The organism is Cellvibrio sp. KY-GH-1 (assembly GCF_008806975.1).
Lineage (GTDB): Bacteria > Pseudomonadota > Gammaproteobacteria > Pseudomonadales > Cellvibrionaceae > Cellvibrio.
In genome coordinates, this window is sequence record NZ_CP031728.1 from 1,494,031 (window position 1) to 1,517,115 (window position 23,085).

General features: G+C 47.1%; 22 protein-coding genes. 8 read left to right on the forward strand and 14 right to left on the reverse strand.

The features are described 5' to 3' along the window. Positions 1–179 precede the first annotated feature (179 nt). Together D0C16_RS06350 and pelA are read left to right on the forward strand one after the other, a co-directional pair. Positions 180–2,063: a pectinesterase family protein gene (locus tag D0C16_RS06350; RefSeq protein WP_151031533.1), complete on the forward strand. Its 1,884-nt coding sequence runs from the start codon at positions 180–182 to the stop codon at positions 2,061–2,063. 157 nt (positions 2,064–2,220) lie between these two features. After that, on the forward strand, positions 2,221–4,242 hold the full coding sequence (gene pelA / locus D0C16_RS06355; protein ID WP_151031534.1) for a pectate lyase: 2,022 nt from the start codon (positions 2,221–2,223) through the stop codon (positions 4,240–4,242). A gap of 100 nt (positions 4,243–4,342) precedes the next feature. Here pelA and D0C16_RS06360 read toward each other — a convergent pair whose 3' ends face one another. From D0C16_RS06360 to D0C16_RS06395, 7 genes are all read right to left on the reverse strand, one after another. Beyond that, on the reverse strand, positions 4,343–4,741 hold the full coding sequence (locus D0C16_RS06360) for a VOC family protein (protein ID WP_151031535.1): 399 nt from the start codon (positions 4,739–4,741) through the stop codon (positions 4,343–4,345). A gap of 76 nt (positions 4,742–4,817) precedes the next feature. Further along, positions 4,818–6,275 (reverse strand): serine hydrolase, encoded by a 1,458-nt coding sequence (locus D0C16_RS06365; protein ID WP_151031536.1) that lies wholly within the window; start codon positions 6,273–6,275, stop codon positions 4,818–4,820. Positions 6,276–6,717: 442 nt separating this feature from the next. Then, entirely contained in the window at positions 6,718–7,044 is a 327-nt protein-coding gene (locus D0C16_RS06375) for a hypothetical protein (protein ID WP_151031537.1), read from the reverse strand. Between the two features lie 84 nt (positions 7,045–7,128). Further along, a complete protein-coding gene (locus D0C16_RS06380) occupies positions 7,129–7,545 on the reverse strand; it encodes a hypothetical protein (RefSeq protein WP_151031538.1) in 417 nt (138 codons plus the stop codon). A 583-nt stretch (positions 7,546–8,128) separates the two neighbouring features. Continuing rightward, positions 8,129–9,145, reverse strand: a complete 1,017-nt coding sequence (locus D0C16_RS06385; RefSeq protein WP_151031539.1) for an aspartate carbamoyltransferase — start codon at positions 9,143–9,145, stop codon at positions 8,129–8,131. Between the two features lie 143 nt (positions 9,146–9,288). After that, entirely contained in the window at positions 9,289–10,458 is a 1,170-nt protein-coding gene (locus D0C16_RS06390; protein ID WP_151031540.1) for a glycerol-3-phosphate dehydrogenase/oxidase, read from the reverse strand. A gap of 278 nt (positions 10,459–10,736) precedes the next feature. Then, a complete protein-coding gene (locus tag D0C16_RS06395) occupies positions 10,737–11,729 on the reverse strand; it encodes an acetylating acetaldehyde dehydrogenase (protein WP_151031541.1) in 993 nt (330 codons plus the stop codon). 559 nt (positions 11,730–12,288) lie between these two features. On the opposite strand from D0C16_RS06395, the gene D0C16_RS06400 reads away from it, so the two are divergent. From D0C16_RS06400 to D0C16_RS06410, 3 genes are all read left to right on the forward strand, one after another. Next, a complete protein-coding gene (locus D0C16_RS06400; protein WP_151031542.1) occupies positions 12,289–13,545 on the forward strand; it encodes a hypothetical protein in 1,257 nt (418 codons plus the stop codon). Positions 13,546–13,562: 17 nt separating this feature from the next. Further along, positions 13,563–14,591: a hypothetical protein gene (locus D0C16_RS06405; protein ID WP_151031543.1), complete on the forward strand. Its 1,029-nt coding sequence runs from the start codon at positions 13,563–13,565 to the stop codon at positions 14,589–14,591. A gap of 80 nt (positions 14,592–14,671) precedes the next feature. Beyond that, on the forward strand, positions 14,672–14,962 hold the full coding sequence (locus tag D0C16_RS06410; RefSeq protein ID WP_151031544.1) for a hypothetical protein: 291 nt from the start codon (positions 14,672–14,674) through the stop codon (positions 14,960–14,962). A 2-nt stretch (positions 14,963–14,964) separates the two neighbouring features. Here the strand turns inward: D0C16_RS06410 and D0C16_RS06415 are convergent, their stop codons facing one another. Both D0C16_RS06415 and D0C16_RS06420 read right to left on the reverse strand, forming a co-directional pair. Next, the gene (locus tag D0C16_RS06415; protein ID WP_151031545.1) at positions 14,965–15,486 is read right to left on the reverse strand and encodes a hypothetical protein; all 522 of its coding nucleotides are present in this window, start codon (positions 15,484–15,486) and stop codon (positions 14,965–14,967) included. A gap of 48 nt (positions 15,487–15,534) precedes the next feature. Then, positions 15,535–15,924, reverse strand: a complete 390-nt coding sequence (locus tag D0C16_RS06420; RefSeq protein WP_151031546.1) for a hypothetical protein — start codon at positions 15,922–15,924, stop codon at positions 15,535–15,537. A gap of 193 nt (positions 15,925–16,117) precedes the next feature. Between D0C16_RS06420 and D0C16_RS06425 the strand changes: the two genes are divergently transcribed. After that, the gene (locus tag D0C16_RS06425; protein WP_151031547.1) at positions 16,118–17,947 is read left to right on the forward strand and encodes an ABC transporter ATP-binding protein; all 1,830 of its coding nucleotides are present in this window, start codon (positions 16,118–16,120) and stop codon (positions 17,945–17,947) included. A gap of 26 nt (positions 17,948–17,973) precedes the next feature. On the opposite strand, the gene D0C16_RS06430 is transcribed toward D0C16_RS06425, so the two are convergent. The 5 genes from D0C16_RS06430 to D0C16_RS06450 all read right to left on the reverse strand — a co-directional run bounded on the left by D0C16_RS06430 (position 17,974) and on the right by D0C16_RS06450 (position 21,130). After that, a complete protein-coding gene (locus D0C16_RS06430) occupies positions 17,974–18,441 on the reverse strand; it encodes a helix-turn-helix domain-containing protein (protein ID WP_151031548.1) in 468 nt (155 codons plus the stop codon). 125 nt (positions 18,442–18,566) lie between these two features. Continuing rightward, on the reverse strand, positions 18,567–18,815 hold the full coding sequence (locus D0C16_RS06435; protein ID WP_151031549.1) for a hypothetical protein: 249 nt from the start codon (positions 18,813–18,815) through the stop codon (positions 18,567–18,569). Between the two features lie 5 nt (positions 18,816–18,820). Next, positions 18,821–19,366 carry a DUF2058 domain-containing protein gene (locus D0C16_RS06440; protein WP_151031550.1) on the reverse strand — a complete coding sequence of 182 codons (546 nt, stop codon included), beginning with the start codon at positions 19,364–19,366 and terminating at the stop codon, positions 18,821–18,823. 31 nt (positions 19,367–19,397) lie between these two features. Beyond that, the gene (locus D0C16_RS06445) at positions 19,398–21,023 is read right to left on the reverse strand and encodes a cryptochrome/photolyase family protein (protein ID WP_370458206.1); all 1,626 of its coding nucleotides are present in this window, start codon (positions 21,021–21,023) and stop codon (positions 19,398–19,400) included. After that, positions 20,942–21,130 carry a DUF2256 domain-containing protein gene (locus D0C16_RS06450; RefSeq protein WP_370458207.1) on the reverse strand — a complete coding sequence of 63 codons (189 nt, stop codon included), beginning with the start codon at positions 21,128–21,130 and terminating at the stop codon, positions 20,942–20,944. The genes D0C16_RS06445 and D0C16_RS06450 overlap by 82 nt, the downstream gene beginning before the upstream one ends. 50 nt (positions 21,131–21,180) lie before the next feature. Between D0C16_RS06450 and earP the strand changes: the two genes are divergently transcribed. Both earP and efp read left to right on the forward strand, forming a co-directional pair. Then, positions 21,181–22,323, forward strand: coding sequence for an elongation factor P maturation arginine rhamnosyltransferase EarP (gene earP, locus D0C16_RS06455; protein WP_151031553.1), 1,143 nt, complete (start codon positions 21,181–21,183; stop codon positions 22,321–22,323). Positions 22,324–22,459: 136 nt separating this feature from the next. Further along, positions 22,460–23,020 (forward strand): elongation factor P, encoded by a 561-nt coding sequence (gene efp, locus D0C16_RS06460; RefSeq protein ID WP_151031554.1) that lies wholly within the window; start codon positions 22,460–22,462, stop codon positions 23,018–23,020. Positions 23,021–23,085: the final 65 nt, after the last annotated feature.

Genomic DNA, 23,085 nt, shown 5'->3' on the forward strand with positions numbered 1-23,085 from the left:
GTAGTTTTCAAAATAATAATTAGCACGACAATTCGGCAATGGCGTTGGAATAGCCACCCCTGAAGTTCACCTGTACCGAAGTGATCACATAGATCTGGTATGAATTTGCATGCTTTGCCTGCCCATCCGGGCCGAGGCGGTATGCCTGTGTCTAATAAACAAAAAATAGCGGGAACTCTATGAATTCATCCACTACACCCAAAAACTACCTCAACATTCTTAAATACTCCGCGCTGACCACGGCACTGCTGCTGGCAAGCAACCAGCAAGCCTTGGCAACCTGTACCTACACAGTCACTAATAATTGGGGCGGTGGATTTACCGGAGAAATCAAAGTTACTAATGACACCGCAGCAACGGTAAATAACTGGTCAGTGTCCTGGCAGGAAGCCAATGCATCGGTCACTAACGCATGGAATGCCACTCTCAGTGGATCCAACCCCTACACGGCAACCGCATTAAGCTGGAACGCCACCCTGGCTCCTGGCGCATCCGCAACCTTTGGTTTTCAAGCGAATGGCACCGCAGGCGCACCAAAAGTCAGTGGCAGTTTGTGTGGTACAACAACATCTTCTGCAGCAGCGACATCTACCGCAACAACCTCCAAATCAAGTGCTAGCGCTGCAATTACCAGTTCAAGTAGTAAAAGCAGTGTGGCGGTTAGCTCCAGCAAAAGTTCTTCATCCGTCGCCTCGTCAGCGCCAGCTGAAAGCAGCTGGGTATTTGAAGAAAGCGCGGTGGGATTTTGCAATAACTCTGGCGTAATCGACACTAAACACACCGGCCATACCGGCACCGGATTTATCGATAGCGAAAATGCAATCGGTGCATCTATTACCTGGAGTGTAACTGCCGCCAGTGCAAAAACTTATGCTGCACAAATTCGTTTTGGCAACGGTGGTGCAGGCGCGCGTCGCGCGACAGTCGTAGTGAACGATGTACAGATTAAAACCCTGGATTTCCCCACCAACAGTGTGTGGACTCAATGGCAAACAGCCAGTGTGGATATTCCATTAACAGCCGGAACCAACAGTATCAAACTGGTGGCAGAGACCGCCGATGGTTTAGCGAATATTGATAACCTCAAAGTAACCGGCAATGGCATTACACCGGCAGCCTGCCCTACGACCACACCCACCACTACCGATTGCAACAGCGTTACCAATCAGCCGATTTTGCAAGTGGCTGCCGATGGTTCAGCGACTTACAAAACAGTTGCCAGCGCACTGAATACAATTTCCAGCTCCAACACAACGCCCACCCAAATTCGTATTAAGCCGGGCACCTATCGCGAAAAATTATTGGTAACAAAACCCTTTGTGACTTTCTGCGGACAAACGGGTAAAGAAGCGTCCACCATTTTGACTTACAACGATGGCGCCAGCACATTAAATTCCAGTGGTACGGCGATTGGAACATCAGGCAGTGCAAGCGTAACGATTAAAGCAAATGATATTTCGATGGAAAATATCACCATCGAAAATTCATTTGGTGTCGGCTCACAAGCCGTTGCCTTACTCGCGCAAGGCCAGCGTTTACAATTCCGCAATTGCCGCTTGCTCGGCAATCAAGACACGCTCTATACCCACAGCGGCACCCAGTATTACCGCAATTGCCACATCCAAGGCACGGTGGATTTTATTTTCGGTGCAGCAACGGCTGTGTTTGAAAATAACGTGATTCACAGTGTGGGCGGCGGTTCTGCATTAACGGCGCCGAGCACTGAACAAACGGTACCTTACGGATTGGTGTTCCTCGGCGGCAAGGTCACTGCTGTATCCAGCGTAGCAAAAGGCTCAGTTGCCTTAGGTCGCAATTGGAGACCTTACGGCGCAGCCACCTACATTCGCACGGAACTCGGCCAACATATTTCGGCGGTCGGCTGGGTGAAGATGAGCGAAAACACGCTGGATACTGCACGCTTCTCCGAGTACCTGACGACAGGTGCAGGAGCAAATCCTTCGGCGCGCGCGCCGCAATCCAAACAACTTACCGCCGCACAAGCAGCGACTTATACCATTAGCAATATTTTTGGATCATGGACACCCAGTTACAGTAAATAGCAGTTGCAACAAATAACCGTTAAAGCAAATAACGGCGAAAGCAAGTAATCACTTGAAACGCATTTATTTGAAATTGGTGAAAAATATTATCGAGCCATCGTCTATGGCTCGATAATTAAATGCTTAATAACGTATAAAAATATTTACAGGAAAGACTATGAAAAACTACCGCTCTATTTCTAAAACTCAGAAATTGCTACAGCGCACTTGCCTTGCCGTTGGCGTAAGCCTGGCAATGAGTTCAACCGCATGGGCAGGTTGTACTTACACTGTCACCAACAATTGGGGTTCCGGCTTTACGGGAGAAATTAAAGTCACTAACGATTCCAGCGCAACCGTAAATATCTGGTCGGTATCCTGGCAGGAATCGGCGGCGACCATTACCAATGCCTGGAACGCAACCCTGAGCGGATCAAATCCCTACACTGCTGCATCCTTAAGCTGGAATGGCACACTCGCTCCCAAAGCGTCCGCGAGTTTTGGTTTTCAGGCGAATGGTACGGCGGGGGCACCTAAAGTGAATGGAACTTTGTGTGGTGCGAGTACCTCATCAACACCCGCGTCATCAACCGCCAGCAGCGTTGCCAGTTCAATAAAATCCAGCACTTCCTCGTCATCAAGCATGACAACGAGCAGCAAATCTTCCAGCTCGGTTGCTGCAACCAGCACCTCAAAATCCAGCAGCAGCGCGCCAAGTGTTTTTTCATTCACGATTCAAGAAGCACAAGCAGGCTTCTGTCGTGTTGACGGTATTGCCACTGAAAGTACCAATACAGGCTTCACCGGCAATGGTTATACCAATGCGAATAACGCTGTGGGCGCCGCGATTGAATGGGCTGTGAATGCACCCAGCAGCGGCCGTTACACGTTAAATTTCCGTTATGCCAATGGTGGTACTGCACCACGTAACGGCTCGCTATTAATAAACGGCGGCAGCAATGGTAATTACACCGTTGAATTACCGGTGACTGGCGCCTGGACGACCTGGCAAACGGCCAGCATTGAAATCGATTTGATACAAGGAAATAACACCGTAAAACTGTCTGCATTAACCGCCGACGGTTTAGCGAATATTGATTCTTTGAAAATCGACGGCGCACAAACAAGTGCAGGCACTTGCGGCACTATCGCGAGCAGTTCATCTTCGGTGAAATCCAGCGCGAGCTCCAGCGGTGTTAGCAGCTCTGCAGCAAGCTCAACCGCAACAGGCACCCTACTCACTTTTGACGGCAACCCTACAGTAAGTTGGTTGAACGGTGCAAAAAGCAAATGGAGTAGCGCGCGCGCGTCCATCGTTTTGTCGTACCAACTTGCTAACGGCGGCTGGGGCAAAAATATTGATTACAACTCTGTGAGTGCGGGTAATGGCGGGAGCGAAAGCGGCACCATTGACAACGGCGCGACCATCACAGAAATGGTTTATCTCGCTGAGTTGTACAAAACCGGTGGCAATACCAGTTATCGCGATGCAGTACGTCGTGCAGCGAATTTTATTGTGAGTTCGCAATACTCGACTGGCGCATTACCGCAATTCTATCCCCTAAAAGGCGGCTACGCAGATCACGGCACCTTTAACGATAACGCCATGGCTCGCGCGCTCACTGTGTTAGATTTCGCCGCAAACAAACGCGCCCCTTTCGATACCGATGTATTCAGCGATACTGACCGTGCGAAATTTAAAACCGCCGTTACCAAGGGTGTGGATTTTATTTTGAAATCCCAGTGGAAGCAGAATGGTGTGTTAACGGTGTGGTGTGCGCAACACGACGCGAATGATTATTTGCCAAAACCTGCGCGCGCTTATGAACTTGAATCTTTAAGTGGTAGCGAATCCGCCGGCGTGCTCGCCTTCCTGATGACGCAACCACAAACTGCGCAAATTCAAGCCGCCGTAAAAGCAGGCCTCACCTGGTTTAATAGCCCGAAAACCTATCTGGCAGATTACACCTACGACTCCTCACAAGCCGCCACTAACCCAATCGTGCCCAAGTCCGGAAGCAAAATGTGGTACCGCTTCTACGATTTGAACACCAACCGCGGCTTCTTCAGCGATCGCGACGGCAGCAAATTCTATGACATCACCCAAATGTCATTAGAACGCCGCACGGGTTACAGCTGGGGTGGTGATTACGGCAGCAACATAATTTCGTTTGGCAAAAAAGTAGGTTATCTGCAATAACCTTGTTTGAAGTAATCTGATTTACAAAAACGCCCCAAGCGAACTCGCTTGGGGCGTATTTGTTTAATCTCTTGCAGGTTTATGCCTACTTAACGCTTCATCAAACCAACCATTCCCGATTCTGCAACACAACGCGATAACCATCGATATCTTCAAACGTCTTACCCAACTGATCCCAGTAATCATTGTAGGCGTTAACCGGTTCAAAACCCGCCGCAAGCATCTTGTCGCAACATTCTGACCACAGGTGAGGATCAGAAAAATAAAACACCAACAAATTATCTTGAGTTGGTGCTCTACCTACAAACGTTCCCTGGTGGTGAGTAAATTCCAAGTGATAGCTATGCCTCTCATGCCCAATAATCGAGCCATCAAAACCATTATGCGCTACAAAACTCCCCAGTAACTTAAAACCCAACCCATCTATGTACATTTGCGTTATTTTTTTCAGATTATCTGTAGGCCGAGCAATCCTCAACACAGCGGAGGTTGGAATCATTTATCATTCACCTTGAGAACAGCTATTTACATCGGGGACTGCACAACTTCTTAGTAGGTTCGAGCACAATCACAGACTAACGCAATCGATGATAAATTTCTCGGGCTGCAGATTCCAATCGCTGTTGCGCTTGCGGATCAGACTCGTTACTTAGGATTGCAATCGCCAAACCCTGTTCAGGAATAAGTGTGGCATAGGAACTAAAACCAAACGAGCCGCCGCTCTGCCACAATTGGCGGGTGTTACGCCAATCTGTTTTCATTTGCCAATTGAGCCCGACCGCATACCGGGGTAAAGCACCGTAAGTCGCGGTGTGCGACACGCGCACTGCCGGGTCACGTTCATCAAGGTGATAGCGTAAATAACGCAATAGATCTTCCGCTGTAGACCGAATACTGCCATCTGCACCGATGATACCAATATTGCGCGGCATTACCTTGGCTTTCTCGTTGTAGCCGAACGCGAGCTGTGGATGCTCTACTTGTACAACTTGAAGCTCGCTATTCTTCATACGCAGAGGCACAAACAGTTTTTCAGAGAGCAATTGTGTAAACGGCTTTTGATAAAGCTGCTCAAGAATCAACGCCGCCAGATCTGCCGAAACATTGGAATAACGGAATTGATTACCGGGTTTTGCTGTCAGCTTGAATGCCCGCAAATCCGTTAGAAAACGCTCGCGGGTATAGCCTGTTCGCGCCGCAATAATGCGATAAGGTATTTGTTCGTAATTTTGATCAGCAAAGATCATCGGTTCATCAGGGAAAATCAAGGGCAGTCCCGAGCGATGGTTCAATAAATGCTTGATGCGAATCGGCTCACCATCAAATACCAGATTGTTATAATCGCCGGCCAAATAAGTGCGAACATCATCTTCAAGCGTCAGCTTCTTTTCCACTACCGCCTGCGCCAGTAAGGTACCTGTAAAGGTTTTACTAATTGAAGCGATTTCATAACGGGTATTGTTTGTCGGGAGAATCGCTTTGTCGTGTTCCGTCGTACCGTAGTGAAACAGATAGGATTTTTTCTGGTAATAGATACCGACTGAAAAACCCACCGTGCGCGGATCGCGCCTCAAGTTTTGCAATGCTGTATCAACCTGCTTTTCAAGTGCGCTGCGCCGCGGATTACTGCTGGCCAACACGGAGCCGGAGTTGCGATTAAGCACAACAAGATTCACATCGTTAAACTGCGTAGCCGATGCCGCACTGAGTTCGAGCCGCACCGTTTGTTGCTCGCCCTTTAATGCAAAATATTTGACGCTGTCTAAATCATCCGTCAATTGGCTACTTTTTATTGCACCACAACGGTTACGACTTTCCTGCAACCAAGCCACAAACTCCTGCTCATCAACGCGCTGTTTATACGGCTCACTCGCCATTGAATACAATGCATTAAAATCACTTGCATTGTAATGCTTGATAAAGCTGTCCTTTAGGGTTTGATGTGCACCAACATCAACGACAGAAGTTTCGGCCACCGAATTAAAAGTGAACACAACAAACCACAGCAAAGCAATAAACCTAATGATAATCATCCATTTCACCCATACAAAATTTGTTTCACCTTACATCAAGCGTATTACCTCAGCACAACTGAAAATGAACTCCTTTATTTAAAGCACATCCCCCCTTGCTGTTAAAGCGAGAGGGGTGGGTTTTATCTTTCGAATTTTAGCAGTTTTAGCGCCCAATTCGGCAACTTTCAGTCAATTGCGAACATTGTTGACAGGAAGCCGGGCGAGAGAGAAGACTTTTATGTTAATCGTTCCAATTGTTATCAAAGTTGATTGTTAGTGACACAATGATGAAAAACTTTTACAAAAGCTGGTCTAGAAAGGTAAGCACAAGAAAGTTGCGCTTACTGCCTGCATGCGCAAATTGATAACAATTTTAAATGCGATGGTGAGAGAGAATAAGGAGTGGTGCCATGGCTAAAAATTAACTATTGACACCACAGTCGCTTGTTAGGCATACAGTTTAGAAAATAAAATAGCTTATTGGTATAGCAATAAATATTACAATAAAACCCAAACAACCAGAGCCTGAGCTCCTCCTTGTTTCATAGGCTGACCTCGTTTGCCGTGGCTGAGACTCGACCCATTTTGCATGGCAAGATTTGCAGTAAAACTTACTCTTTTTTCTACGCCAAGCTTCAATAGTTCTTTCAGTGTGCGGTGACTCGTTTTTGCAACGAGCACACACAAACGTTTTTTCTTTGGGTTTCTTTTTTGCCGGTAGATTGGCTATTAAAAAGATGGCAATAAAGGCGAATACCGCATACTTAAGGACTTCTTCATTGCTCATTTATATTTCCTTGCCTAACGTTGTTATAGGCGGCCGCCGTAGGCGGTCCAGTGAAGCGAAGCGGAACGATGCTTGATGACCTTGTTAGGCTTGTTGCTCCTTTAGTTTGCTTTGCTTATGGATATATATGATTGCTCGAATTGCACCAATGTAAATAACCAACTTTATAAGTGTTAACGCTCCAAAGGAGAACGAAGCTCCCGATACAAGCACTAATGTATCCAGTAGGTGATTAATAAGTAGGATTGCGGCAGCCCAAATTTTTTCTTTATAAGTGAAGTAACCAAACACTGCCATTAAAGCCAGCGTAATTGGAATTGTTGGGTCGTCCAATAATTCTCCTAGTTCACCTTCTAATACTGACGCTAAAGAAAAAATATACATTCCAGCGGTTATTAAAATTGTAAATCCAACCAACCCGCACGCTATAAGAATTTGGATCTTTGCTTGCTTTATATCGTTTGGCCCTTTGATATAAGCATCAAATAGATTATTCGCCACAATATCTGATTCCTGTATTGCCTAACAGTTTATTAGATTGCACCAACTATATAACCCGCAGAAAGTTATTCCAACTAATTTGATGTGGTGCTGTATAACTCCAAAAAAATGGATGCACTCTCAACCGATTTAGCCCATGCTAAACAAAGGGTTAACTATCACTCCTAATTAATCATGGAATTATACGGCACAATTAATCCTAATTAGTTACCGAGTTAATTTGACTGACCTTCCCAGCTTTGGGCACATTCCCCTTTTAGAAACTGATGCGATTCGCAAGCTCAGCCTGCGAGACCCGCCCCAAGAAGCGGACACACACTTTACCTTCGGTGGACCCGGCTGTGGTTCGCTTGCCGTTAATTATTTTCACCGCAGACGCCATTTAAACCAATTAAAAACTATCGCAAATCCAGCGAGAATTACAGCTTATTACTGCGTTCGCTATGTAACACTACCCTGCCGCAACAGGATTGGGGTTTAAGCATTAGGCGGTACTGATAGCGAGCCTTGTGTTGCAAAACACTAGCACAAAAAAAATCCGCTGGTGTTAGGCAGCGGATTTTTTGTTTGCAGACATTGCGGATTAATTCGAACGTAGCGAGTTATACCAATGCACTTCGCGGGAATATTTTTCCACTTGATCAGCCACATCCAACACTAACGCAAATAGCGCCATGCGCACTAACACACCGTTATCGGTTTGACGGAAGATTGCGAGATTGGGGTTGGTGTTGAGGTCGTTGTCCAGTTCATTGGCATCGGCGCGGGAATCGCGCGGGAGTGGATGCATAATGACGGTGTTGGGTTCGCAATATTGGGTGTAGATCGATTGATTCAAACGGAAGCGGCCGCGGTATTGATCTGCTTCTTCCTTACTCGCAAAACGCTCTTCTTGAATGCGCGTAGAGTAAGCAATATCGATATTGGCAATACTCGCCGGCAAATCGTCAGTGATTGTTACCTTGTGACCAACCTTGCGCAGCTCTTCAACAATGTATTCCGGCATTGCCAATTCTTTGGGCGATACCAAGGTGACACTGACCTTGCTAAATATGCACAACAATTTGCACAATGAGTGTACGGTACGGCCGTGCTTTAAATCACCAATCATGGCAATACGTAAGCCATCGAGATCACGCCCCTTGGAGCGCAACTCTTTGCGAATGGTGTAAAGATCCAACAAGGCTTGTGTTGGGTGCTCATTGGGGCCATCACCGCCGTTGATAACGGGTACACGGCTACCTTCGGCAAATTCCGCCACCGAACCTGCATGCGGGTGGCGCATACAAATTACATCGCTATAACCGGACAGCACACGCGCAGTATCAAATAATGATTCGCCTTTGGTGAGTGAAGAGCTTTCAAAACCCGTGGTTTCACGCACATTGCCACCCAGCAAATTAAATGCAGCCCCAAAACTTACGCGGGTCCGCGTGCTGGGCTCAAAAAACATGTTACCGAGAATTGCACCCTCCAGCACACGCGTGACTTTGCGACGCAAGGCATAGGGTTCCATAGTGTCGGCCACATCGAAAATACGCTGAATGTCGGCACGTTCAAATTGGGTAATGGAGAGAATATGGGCACCGGTGAAGTTCACAGGAGAATCCTTAGCGGAGGCCGCTGGTTGGGGTAGCAGGAAATCGGGCGCCATTTTAGCGGCAGATGGGGTTCATACCAACGGCATTGATGAAAATAATCCGATTTAAATTCCAAGCGGCGAGAACCCCTTGAAACAAATTATCAATGCACAGGGAGCAAGGATACCAAGGCAGTGTCTGCACGACGCTCTTTGGTAGGTAAGGATGGCATCAACCGCTGCAACGCCTGTTCAGCCGTAGCGCGATAGGTGGTCAACTTGCCCCCCATCACCGACAGCACGCGCGGATGGGCCTCATCGTCTACTGCAAACATAACCTCCCGTGGGCGAGAAAAAGCTTGCTTCTCACTTTTAGGCAACACACGCAAACCGGCAAAGGTCTCAACCTGCCCTTCTGGTATTGCCAAATCGGAAAAGTAATGGCGCAAAGTAGCCAGGAGATATTCCCGCTCTTCATTGGAGCAAACCGCTTTCTCTGGCAGGCCTTGATGAACCTTCTCCGTGGTTCCGACTAGCAGCTGCCCCTCCCAGGGTAATACGAATACGGCGCGCTTATCGCTCGGTGCCTCCAGATAAAAATATTGGTCCAACAGCGGAGGCAATAACAAATGGCTACCTTGCACGAGTTCAATTCCCGGTGTCGGTAGCGCCGGCGAAACCTTAGCGAGAACATCCTGAACCCAAGGACCAGCGCAGTTCACCAGCACCCGACAACTAACCGACTCATGTTTGTTGCCTGTTTCTATCTCAACCTTGCAACACTGCCCATTGCGCTCAGCGGAAATAAATTGGGCCGGCATCATCAAATCGGCTCCGAGCAACACTGCGGACTGCAATACCGAGCGCGTCAGGGCCGCATCATCGGTTTGAGCCTCGTAGTAGCGAAATACGGCTTTGAGATTATCCTGTCGCAACCCGGCCAAATCCGACCACTGTGCTTTGGGTAACTGCCTGAAGAGGGAATCTTTGGTAAGCCCGGCCAGGAATGCATAAAGGCTTAAGCCGGCACGAATCGTTAACGGGGACCGCGTTGAATCCTCATAAACAGGAATGTGAAGCGGCTTTAGCTTCACCAACTCCGGAGCCAAGCGCAGCAACAACGCTCGCTCATGCAAACTTTCATGCACCAGACCAAATTGGGCCGACTCAAGATAACGCAGACCACCGTGGATCAGCTTGGAGGATTTACTCGATGTACCCGCAGCAGGTGCGGTTTTTTCCACTACGAGCACAGAATAACCCGCCGCCGCCGCCGCTTGAGCAACGCCAGCCCCCTGAATACCCGCCCCAATCACGACCAGGTCGTATTTCATTCTTGTTATTCCGGCAATTTAGTCTGCAAAGATCTGAAAGACTTGGTGAGTATAGTTCAGCAATGTAAAAATGTTCGACAAAGCTGTCGCCTTTCTTTGCATTATCTTTTATTAAAAAATCGGTGCTTATCGCCAGACAAATTTGACCTACTCCCGCAACAAAGCGGGAAATTGGAACAGAGGATAGGTACTGACGAGAAATGAACGGGTGAAAAAAACGAACAAGGGAAGCGGGAGGTGTTTAATCGCTAGAAAACACCTCCTTGTGACGGTAGGGCTCAATATTCCATTTGCAACTCTTTGTGCATTACGGGAGCCTCTTTTACTTGACGTCCCTCCACCACTGCCTGGGCATAGTGCTCTGCCACAGCAATAGCGGCACAATTGATGATATCCAGATTACCGGCATATTTAGGTAAGTAATCGCCCAAACCTTCAACACTCAGATCTATGCGTATACCGCCATCAATAACCATTGGACTGGACTCCAAACGATAACCAGGAACATAGCGCTGAATGCGCAACAGCATTTCATTGAGCGGCCCTTGCAACGCATCCAGATCTGCAGCATCACACCAGGCGGTTACACTGGTAAACATCCGGGTTTCTAAATTCACTTCATCCACATGCAAGGCCACTTCAAAATCAGCAACCCCGGTGTATTTGCGTAATCCGGATTTAGTGTTGTGGTAATACTCTTCGATATTAGCCAAAGTGCCTGGCCCGATAGAATTGGCCGAGACAATCGAAGAGACGGAAATTTTTTTCACATCGGGAATACAGCGCGCCAACACCTGTGCAACTGGAATCGAAGACTGACCACCGCACGAAATCATACTGATATTGCGATGATCCAGTGCTTCTTGCATTCCCAAGGCAGGAACACAGCACTCGCCAATTTGCGAGGGTGTCATATCAATAGCGAGAATCCCAAGCTCTTCAAATAATTTTGCGTGTTCTTTATGAAATGCTGCTGAAGTCGCATCAAATACGATATCGCATTGATTGCCCGACTCCAAAAAAGCATTGATACCTTTATCAGACACTTTTACACCCAACTTTGCCGCATAAATCATCCCTGCAGAATCAAGATTGCGACCAGCAAACAATACGCATTCCAAATAATTGGACCGCTGAACCTTTGCCAGAAGATCAGCACCAATTTTTCCGGTACCAATAATGCCCACACGTACTTTTTGATTTTGTTGTTTTGAATTGAACAGCGCCGAACTAAAAAATGTATCGCGTAACAGGGACTTAATGAACTGCATAATTTAATCCTTAAAAATTATCTCATTAACCGATTTCTGCGTCGGTGGGGAAAAATGCACCCCAAAGATTCCACAGTCATTTTGAGCTGAAAATAACCGAAATTAATTTTCGCGAACCAGATCTCATAATCGAAAATTTAAATTACAGGCATTTTTTTTATTGCTAGAACTTAGAATCCAGGTTTTTTTGTAAAGAGTCACAAGAACAATATGATTAATTATTGATGCGTCAAAGCGAATAAATATCAACCAATTGCCGAACGCTCGACGACTAAATAAAAAAATAATTTAAGCGACAAATTTTTTAATGCCACCTTCGCACAGCTATTAAAAATATTCACGAGTCGCCATAATCGCGCGCCGCTGAATTGCAATAACAGCGAACCCTGTAATACCCAGGAGCACCTACAACCAACAATGTTAAAACAACAGGAATTGTGTTAGCTAACATTGCCATCTTTTTTGTTTATCAATGATGAGATACAAACACTACTTTGATCTGAGGTTTCATCGAAGTAAAAGGTAATTATTTAACAACTGACATCCAAAGGAGCATCCAGTGGTTAAACAACCCAAGCATTACTTTGAGGCGATTTTGGGAATTAATGCGCCATGGTCAGTACAGGACGTTGCGATCGACGAGAAGAACCGAGTTATTCAAATTGAATTGTCTTACCAGGTTGAAAAATCGCGCTTTTCCTTTTTCTCGAAAAACCCGGATACCAACAACAACCGTATTTCTGACGCAGGTTTTGCCAAACGCTGGATGCACACCAGTCTTGGCAACTATGCCTGCCATATCATCTCCAGCTTTTATGATCAAAGTATGAGCGGCTCGGGTATCAGCAAGGACTCTTTGTTACAACCTGGTTTTCTCGGCGATGCCAATCGCAATTACACCCATGAACTGCGCCAACATGTTGCACTCTTCCATATTCGCGGCCTAAGCCCGGATGCCATCGCCAATACTTTGCGCATTGAACAAGTACTGGTGGAAGAAATTATTGGTGATATTGAAAAAACCCCTGAGTCCTATCGCATGGCAACTTGCTTACCGATGGAATCCGATCCGATTTGGGAAAGCATGATCTATGACAAGTTTCACCTGCGTACTCAGCTATTTTCGCTGAAGCTCCTGCTATCCAAACTGAAACTCACCATGATTGACCCCAAGGTAGAAACCAAACTATCGGACTCAGTCAATGAATTGCGCAAATTTTTTATCTCCCACGCCAATTCGCTCGATGCAGAATTTAGTCAAATTTGCGCGCTTTCTACTAAGAAGCAATCCGTGGAAGAGCGCCGTAGCACAGTTACCAAACTGGTTTTACCGTCGCTTAAAAATAGTATCTGGCTTAAGTTAATCAGCGCAAAAATTGATCTCGGCTCTAACAATATGCCGCTCAACTTATTTTTGGTTCGCTCGCGCCACGCCTTTCAAAACACAAACGACAACAACGTGCGAGTGGAAGTATTGAATCAACTGCGCGAATTTTTCCGCAAAAATGCCCGCAACCTGAAACAAGAATTAATCCAAATCAACCAGATCATGAATGCACCTGAGGAACATCAGGTAAGCCTTCCCGATGAGCACAGCGATGTATGGAAGCGTATTCTGAAGGACGACACCTTCATCCCGAGTGCACATATCGCTTATAAGTTGTTGCTATCCAATTTGCGCTCTCAAATCCTGATGAATCCGGACCCTGTTGTCGAATTAAATGCGGTAAGACGCGTACGGGACTTCATGAAGCACAATCAACGTTTTATGCAACAAGAGTTGCGCATGGTTATTAACAACGGTTATTCAAACTAATTGCCAGGAGAGCTTGTATGGCACAAGAAACTGATATTCGTATTCGCAGCGCATTGGTCACACGCGACCAGGTTGTTGAGAAAATCAATCGCGGTGAATACCTCGTCATTGCCGCCGACGAAAGCGTTTTGAATGACCTACCTTCAGGTAACTGGATTGCCGGAACTATTCCGTACTTTATGACCAGTGAAGGAGGAAAAGCAGACAGGGAACACGTGTTTGTTAATACGATTGAAGGGATTCAACCCAGCAACGCGCCACGTATCACCTTATACGATATTAATTCTATTTCACGAATTGCCCAGGAAGCTCCCGAACACGGCTTCACGATTTTAATTCTGCCGGCCATGTCAGAAGTGCATTCTTCCTATGCGCAAAATGCACCAGATTTCCCCAACATGTATTTTTCACCTATCGTTGGTTGGATTTCAGGTGTGCATCTGGATGATATCGGCAGTCGCGCCGCAAAAGTGGGCTTTGGACCTGCGCGCGGCATGTTGTTTGATCAGCAGGCCGTTGCCATGCATGTGCCGCTCCCCTCACATCAATTGGCCAATATCAATATCGTGAATTTGTTTAATCAAGGGCATGGTCCGGAAATTAAATTTAAATCTACCGGCTTTTCAGTAAGCGACTGCACTATTAATGGTGAAGCGGCCAATTTGGCTGATTACATAAAATACGCCAAGATTGATACCCGCTTGCCATTAGTAGCCAATTATTCCGGGGTAATGATTAACGTCAGTATCCAGCAAGTAGATGAAGCCAATCAGAAAGTGGATTTGTACGCACCGGTATTTAGCGATATCAGCTACAGATTTGCCCAGCCAGTAGAAAACTATATTGAAAGCTTCAACAAAGAATTATCCGCTTCAGCGAGCGAAAATATTTCCTTCTCGTGTAACTGCATTCTGAATTATTTGTATTCAGAGTTGGAAGGTAAAAAGACCCGCGAGCTAACCGGCCCGATTACGTTTGGTGAAGTCGCCTATCAATTACTAAACCAGACTCTGGTTTATCTCAGCTTGACCGGTGGCTCTCGCTAATCACCAGTACTCGCTATCAATATTGCGTTGATAGCGAGTAATTCCTATACTCCATAAGTCCAATTCCCCAGCGAGTATTTATGGAACTGCTACGTGCTCTTATCTCACTCCTGCTTTTTGGGTGCGGCTTGTATTTTCTTTTTGATGGGTTTAATCCCACGTTCGACTGGAAAGCGCTGGCATTTGCTATAATTGCCTTTTTACTTGCGTATTTTTTCTGGCCAAGCAAAAAACGCGGTCAACGCGACGACGACAACCCTTGGCTCGATGCACTTGAACTTGTGATTGAATTACCGGTAGAGCTTTTTCTTTGGGTTATTCGCCTGTTTACACGCCTTTTTAAGGATGGTGATGCAGGGGTAGATCTCTAGCACTATCCACGCCCTGCCCCATACGCCTGAATGTATTGCTGCAAGGCTTTTTCATTGCGTTTGATAAATTCGATATCACTGGGCGGTACAGCCAATACTGCCGGGTCCGCTTTTTCTTCGAGTTGTTTCGCCTGCTCTTCAGTCACTTTTCCGAGATCGCCAAATAAAAAATAAGCTGCAATTGCATTGCCTAATCTGGTGCTCAAGCGCATATATTCGCCAACTGATTTCCAACCATGCTTTTGTAAAACCGGATCAACAGAGGTTTGTAAATGTTTTGCTTGCAAGAGCGCGGCAATTTTTTTGTCTTGTTCTGATGGGGCCAAGGCATCGAAGGCTTTTATCTCTGCATCGGTTGTATTCATTCCATCAACCACTTGCATAATGGGCGCCATATCGCGATTGGATTGCATCCAGCGCTGCACCGATTGCGCATTTAAATGGGTATTACTGGGTAGCAATTGCGCGGCAGCAGGATTGCTCAACAATAATAAACTGAACCAAATAACAAAAATTCTAAACATAAACCCGCATCCACCTGTGTAAATACGCAACAAAAAAACAAATACAGATCAAGAAATACGTAAGGAAATAGCCGTTGTTAACGACCATACCCAAAAAAAGAAGAACGCCAGAAAGGGAGTCAATATCCCCAAGGACATACCCGCCACACCTTTGCCTTCATAAAAAGGATAAAACACAAACAGTTGAATCAACGTAGGAACCAAGGCGATCACAAAGCTGCGAGCAAACAAACTACTGGCAAAAATCGGCAATAAAAATAGGAACCCCCACAATCCGCCCCACACTATGCGGGGATACATCCAATGGGGCGATACCGATCCGGGCAAATTGACATTTAGCGTTTGGGTTATGCCATAGCGCCAAAACAACCACATCACTACACACATTATCAAGCCACCCAGGCAACCGGCACCAAATACTGTTAACGCATTCTTCATAGTAAACTCTTCCTGGCACACGCTTCTTGATCAAAAGGAGAACAAAAACTGATCGAAATCTACTGCCAATAACTGGCAATTAACCACCGATAATGGGCGACAGTGTAGCACTGCAAATTAACACTTGGTTACACGATACCGGCGGTGTGAGCTGCTACAATATTGGCCTGAATTTTATACAGCGAAGTATGCCATGTTCCGTTTTTTTGAAAGCCTGATTAAGCCCTTCCCTCCTCAGGAACCCACCAGCCCGCCCAAAACGCTCTACGCCTTCTGCCGCCACTACAGCCGTGGTGCAGAGGCCTATCTGGTGGGAATGGCGATATTTACCGGTTTGATTGCCATCTTGGAGGTATCGCTATTTGGTTTTTTGGGCGATCTGGTTGACTCGCTCAACAAGCATTCACCGGAAAGCTTTTGGACCGAATCCCGCCAGGAACTAATCTGGATGGGTTTCATTTTATTAGTTGGATTGCCTGTTTCGGTACTGATGCATTCACTATTAATGCACCAAACCCTGCTAGGCAACTTTCCCATGCGTATTCGCTGGCAGGCCCACCGTTACCTGCTGGGTCAGAGCTATCAGTTTTATCAAAACGAATTTGCCGGTCGCATTGCCACCAAGGTAATGCAGACTGCACTCGCCGTGCGCGAGACCATTATGAAGCTACTCGATGTACTGCTGTACGTCATTGTCTATTTCAGCAGTATTTTGGTGTTGGCGGTTTCGCTGGATTGGCGACTCGCGATTCCCCTGGTGATTTGGTTTATCGCCTACTGCGGTCTGCTTTATATTTTTCTGCCGCGCCTGTCCAAAATTTCAACCCGTCAAGCTCATGCTCGTTCGGATATGACTGGCCGACTCGTAGATACTTACACTAACATCTCCACCGTGAAATTGTTTTCCCACTCTAATCGCGAAGCAGACTACGCAAAAAAAGGAATGGAAAATTTCCTCACTACAGTTCACCCACAAATGCGTCTTGCCACTTTGTTAGGCACCAGCGTGTGGGTCATTAGTGTCATTCTGATATTCTCGATTGCAGCGACATCACTTTGGCTCTGGTCAAACGCGGCTATTACCACCGGTGCTATTGCTGCTGCTATTGGGCTGGTACTGCGCTTAAACGGTATGGCGCAATGGATAATGTGGGAAGTATCAGCGCTATTTGAAAATATGGGTACCGCACGCGATGGTTTAAATACCTTGTCGATTCCACGTGAAGTGCAAGACCAGTCCGCAGCGACTGAAATAAAAATTACCCAGAGCGCAATTGATTTTAATGCCGTTAATTTTAACTACGGCAAAAACTCTGGGTTGCTGCAAGACTTCAACCTGCACATTAATGCAGGCGAAAAAATTGGTTTGGTGGGGCGCTCGGGCGCAGGAAAATCCACACTCGTGAATTTGCTGCTGCGTTTTTATGATGTGGACTCAGGTTCAATATTAATCGATCAGCAAAATATTGCCGAAGTAAAACAGGAAAGCTTGCGCGCGCAAATTGGTATGGTCACGCAAGACACGTCCCTATTGCATCGCTCAATTCGCGACAACCTGCTCTACGGCAAGCCAAATGCCACTGAAGAAGAAATGATTTGTGCCGCTAAACAAGCAGAAGCGCATGAATTTATTATGAACCTGGTGGATAACGAAGGCCGCAAAGGTTACGACGCTCACGTGGGCGAACGCGGAGTAAAACTATCTGGAGGACAACGCCAGCGAATTGCGATTGCGCGCGTGTTAATTAAAAACGCACCGATTTTGATTATGGATGAGGCGACTTCCGCACTGGATTCAGAAGTAGAAGCGGCAATTCAAACCAATTTAAATTCCTTGATGCAAGGCAAAACGGTTATTGCGATCGCGCACCGTTTATCCACTATAGCAGCGCTGGATCGCTTAATCGTATTGGATAAAGGTCAAATTATCGAACAAGGAACTCACAGTGAATTGCTAACCCTCAACGGCGTGTATGCGCATTTATGGGCGCATCAGTCCGGGGGATTCCTGGGGGAGTTTTAACCCTCCCCCTCTTTGTCATTAAAACCCTAGGCCGGACTATCGTCCGGCTTATCGTACCAAACGCCGTATTTATCCCCTTGCCAGGCTAAAAAATGGAAAAAGTACGCGGTGACCAATAACACCAATCCACCAGGCAACGCTTTCGGGTCAATCCACGCAACTGCACAGAGCAAAAAACCAAAGAAATGACAAAAGACCATACCGCGAATCGTCGATTTTCGCGTAGGTTTAAAGGTGAAGTAATTTATAAAAAACCACCATTTCAACCACAACGGTAGGTTTTTCCAAACATCAGAGTTTTTATCCATCATCACGCGCTCCTGGGTTAGGGTTTGAATATCCACTTCAAGTACAGCGGCGATGCATTTCAAAGATTCCACACTGGCCTTATGGCCACTTTCAATCCGTTGAATGGTTCTTACATTTAAGCCTGACATCTGGGCCAACTGCTCCTGCGAGAGATGACGACTAATGCGTAGTTCCTTAAGAATCATAAAAAATGCTCCGACCTCTGTAGCCCTAATCATGAGCAAAGAGTAGCAGTGCCGGTGACGAAACCATCCCGACATTTGCCCGACAACAGGCAGTTTGGTGAGACTTTGATTGAAAAACAAACTGATTATTGCTTTTTGGCGAAATAGACATCCCAGATTAGCAGGACTACTCCGACAAAAAATCCAACGTGCCCCAGCATGGCACCTATCGCAAATAGCCAGCTGGCGATCACGGGATTTGCGTCTGCATCGCCGAAATAGCTAATCAACATAATCGGTAAGGCACTGAGAATTACCAGCATAAGACTTAGTGCAATGATTTTTATCCCGCGCAGTGAATTACTGCAAAGCACCGCGCGGACGGGATTCCACACCGACGTTACCACATCAAATCGTCGGGGATTACATAATCCTTATAAGGATCATCTTCTTCCACCTGCTGGGTAGTTTTGGTGTTGGCTACCACCACGGCTCCTTCATCGCGCTGAGCGATTTTATCGGCAACAATGCGCGGCACCAGTTCGTAGCCCTCGCCGAGTTGAACCACCGCCAAAACGCCCCGCACAATTTGTTCCTGCACAGTTTTTGACACACGTATTTTTTTTATCAACTTACCGTGCGTGAAATTGTATTCAACATCATTCTCGCCAGCGCCCTTTTTCTGGCGATGATTTTCAATCAGCTGCTTGATTTGCGCAGCGATAGCTTTTTGCTGTAATTCCAAATCCCGTTGGCGATTCAACTCCCGGTCGCGCTCTGCTTTCTCCAGACGCGCTTGCTCTGCAGATTGCTTTATTTCGTCCACTTTTTCTTCGTTGGAGCGGCGCGCAACGTTGGTTTCTTTACGCTTTTCTTTGTTGGCCTGCTTGGCTTTCTTCGCGTCAATTAATCCCGCTTTAAGGAGCTGGTCCTGTAGTGATGCCATGATAATTCTCGTTACTAATGAACATTCAATATTATGGGTACCCGCTGGCGGGATACCTTGCCCTTATCGCCTTGGCTCGCTCGGTAATCGCGCTACGTTTTGCCTCGCTCTGTGCATCCAGATGTTTTACCTGCAACGCCAAACGCGGGTGATGCGCAAAGCGCTGGCGATGTCGCGCAAGAAACTCCCAATATAAGGTAGTAAATGGGCAGGCTTTGTCGGTTTCAGCATCATCCGGCTTGTAACAGCACTGATCGCAATAGTTGCTCATTTTTGCGATGTATCGACCAGTTGCTATATAGGGCTTGGACGCCATTATGCCAGCATCAGCGTATTGACTCATCCCCAAAACATTAGGCAATTCAACCCACTCGACGGCATCTACATACATTGCGAGATACCAACTATGTACTTGGCGCGGCTGGGTTTGCCACAAGAGGGCGAATAAACCCGTGACCATCAAGCGCTGAATGTGATGACCGTAGCCATGCTCCAACACTTGACCAAGACTTTGGGCGAGGCAATTCATATCCACCGCGCCGGTCCAATAAAAATCCGGCAGGTTGTTTTGGGCATCGAGCGCATTCATTTGCAACCAATCCGGCATAAAACTCCAGTAAAGCCCACGCACATACTCACGCCAACCGAGGATCTGACGAATAAAACCTTCCGCTGCGTTTAACGGTACCTGGCCCTCTTTATAGGCTTGCTCGGCCGCCCTGATTACTTCCCACGGCGATAAGAGTTTCAGGTTAAGCGCCGCCGACAAGCGCGAGTGATGCAACCAGGGCTCCTGCGTCCACATCGCATCCTGATAAGTTCCAAATAGCGGCAGTTGATGATGAATGAAAAATTCCAATAATTGCAGGGCGTGTAAGCGAGTCACGGGCCAACCGAAACTGAGTATTTTCCCCGGATGACCTGGAAAGTTTTCGTCTACCCGCGATTGAACCTCGCGCGTTATCTCATCGGCAACAAACATCAACTCCGGCTCCCTGAAACCAGGGCCGCGCGGACCAAAGGCGGCGCGATTCTCCTGATCGTAATTCCAATCCCCGCCTACAGGTACGCCACCATGCATCAAAATACCGGTACGTTTGCGTAATTGGCGATACCAATATTCCATGCGCAGCTGCCGTTTTCCCTGTTGCCACGCGGTAAACTCGCCTGGTTTGGCAATAAAGTGGTTATCTGGCAATACCTCTAGGGGCAATCCTCTATCTGCCGCGAAGGCTTTCAACTGTTGCAACACGCGGTATTCCCCGGGCAACACTACCCGCAAACGCCGCGGCGTGTAGTGGCTCAAACAATCGCCAAGTGCATCGACAAACCGCCCAAACCCCTGCTGCAGAAAGTAGTAATTTAAGGGAAGTTGGCGGGCATGCAGCTCCTGCGCAAAGTGGCGCATGGCAGACAAAAACATCACGCTGCGCTGCTTATTCGACATTACATGTTGGCTCTCCTCAGCGACCTCGGCCATCCATAACAGATCCTGGTTCGGATCGAACCCGTCAAACAGAAGGCTGTCGCTATTGAGTTGGTCACCCAAAATCAAGCAAAGATTACGAATCGGTTTCATCGGGATACCCCGCGCGTGCGGGCTGCGCTCCCACAAGCCTTCGAGCAATAACGCACTTGCGCCCAATCCCTCTCCCATTTCTTTCTCCATGAAAAAGGCCGCTGACAGTAGATGCATATTTTTTGAGGAAGATTTTCTTTTTTCATTTCAGAAGATCGCGATTGAGATAATCCATAAATACGCATAAACCCATGACTGGTATCATTCGCGCAACCAAATTAATGCCTAAATCACCATGCACTCACTTAATCCAAAATCCTGGGATATTTTTTGCCGTGTTATCGATAACTATGGCGATATTGGCGTTTGCTGGCGCCTTGCCCGCCAATTAGCAAACGAGTACCAGCAACAGGTTCGCCTCTGGGTGGATGATTTGGAAGCGCTCATTCGCATCTGGCCGGATGCCCTTCCGCTGGATCACCAGCAACTAGCTAATGTAGAAGTTCGTCAATGGCCAGTCGCATTTCCTGCGGATACCGCTGTTGCCCAGGTCGTGATCGAGGCTTTTGCCTGCGATATTCCCGATGCTTACTTGGAGGCCATGGCAAAACACAAACGTGCAGGCTCAGCGCCGCTGTGGATCAATCTGGAATACCTTAGTGCTGAGACCTGGGTGGAGGAGTGCCATGGAATGACGTCAATACATCCCTCCACCGGTCTGAAGAAGACCTTCTTTTTCCCCGGATTTACCGCCAAAACAGGTGGGTTACTGCGCGAGCAACATTTAATATCGGATCGAGATAACTTTGATAAGCGTTTATTTCTTAAGCAATTAAGTATCACCCAACGCGAAAACACACTGCTAATTTCTCTGTTTGCTTATGAGAATTCCGCCGTGGGTTCGCTATTAGATGGTTGGATTAACTCGCCTCTACCGATTCACTGCCTGGTGCCCCACGGAAAGATACTTACCAGTATCAATCTACACACCGGAATCGAACTGGCACCGAACAAACCTTTTATCCAGGGCAACCTGCGCTTGGAAGTCATCCCTTTTCTAACGCAGCTTCAGTACGACCAATTGCTCTGGATCTGTGACATCAACTTTGTACGAGGGGAAGACTCGTTCGTACGGGCGCAATGGGCGGGTAAACCCTTTGTCTGGCATATATATCCTCAGGAAGAACAGGCACATCTGGTGAAACTGGATGCTTTTTTAGACAAGTTGTTGGCTGGGCAAAACCAGGAGTTCGCCAGTCAAATACGCGAAACCTGGCATCATTGGAATGAATCCAAGGCGATGCGCGATTACTGGCCGGAGCTGCTCGCCCATTTCTCCGAGTGGCAGCAGGCCTGCAAAGATTGGCATCAGCTGTTAACGCAGCAGCCAGATCTGGCAAGCCAGCTGCTAACTTTGGCTGATAAACCAGCGCTATAAAAAACCACTACAGAAAAGCCGCAAACAACTGTATAGTAGCGCGCCGATTTCAAACCCTCGGGAAACCTGGCGGTGCGCGCAGCGCTTGGGTCTGGGTCTCCCGCATCACCTTAACTATTGCAGACTGGGATTTACCATGAAAATTGCACAAGACTGCCGCGCTGGCAACGTTGTTATGATCGACGGCTCACCTTGGGTTATTCAAAAAGCGGAATACAACAAATCTGGCCGTAACGCCGCTGTTGTAAAGATGAAGCTGAAAAACCTGCTCAACGGAATCAACACCGAAACCGTATACCGCGCTGACGACAAGTTTGAAGACATCCAATTGGATCGTAAAGAAGTAACCTACTCTTACTACGCTGATCCAATGTACGTATTCATGGACCCAGAGTTCAACCAATTCGAAGTTACCGGCGAAGAGCTGGGTGACCTGCTGCCATGGATCGAAGACGGCATGGAAGATATCTGTGATGCGGTATTCTACGAAGGCAAAGTAATTTCTGTTACTCCACCAAACGCTATTACTCGCGAAGTGGTTTACACCGAACCAGCAGTTCGTGGCGATACCTCAGGTAAAGTAATGAAGACTGCTAAACTCAAGAACGGCACTGAATTGCAAGTTGCTGCTTTCGTTGAGATCGGCCAAAAGATCATCATCGACGCTCGCACCGGCGAATACAAATCTCGCGCTTAATCGCGGATTAGTAACACAATTAAAAATGGCGCCTCCGGGCGCCATTTTTGCTTCTGCTTCTCGCT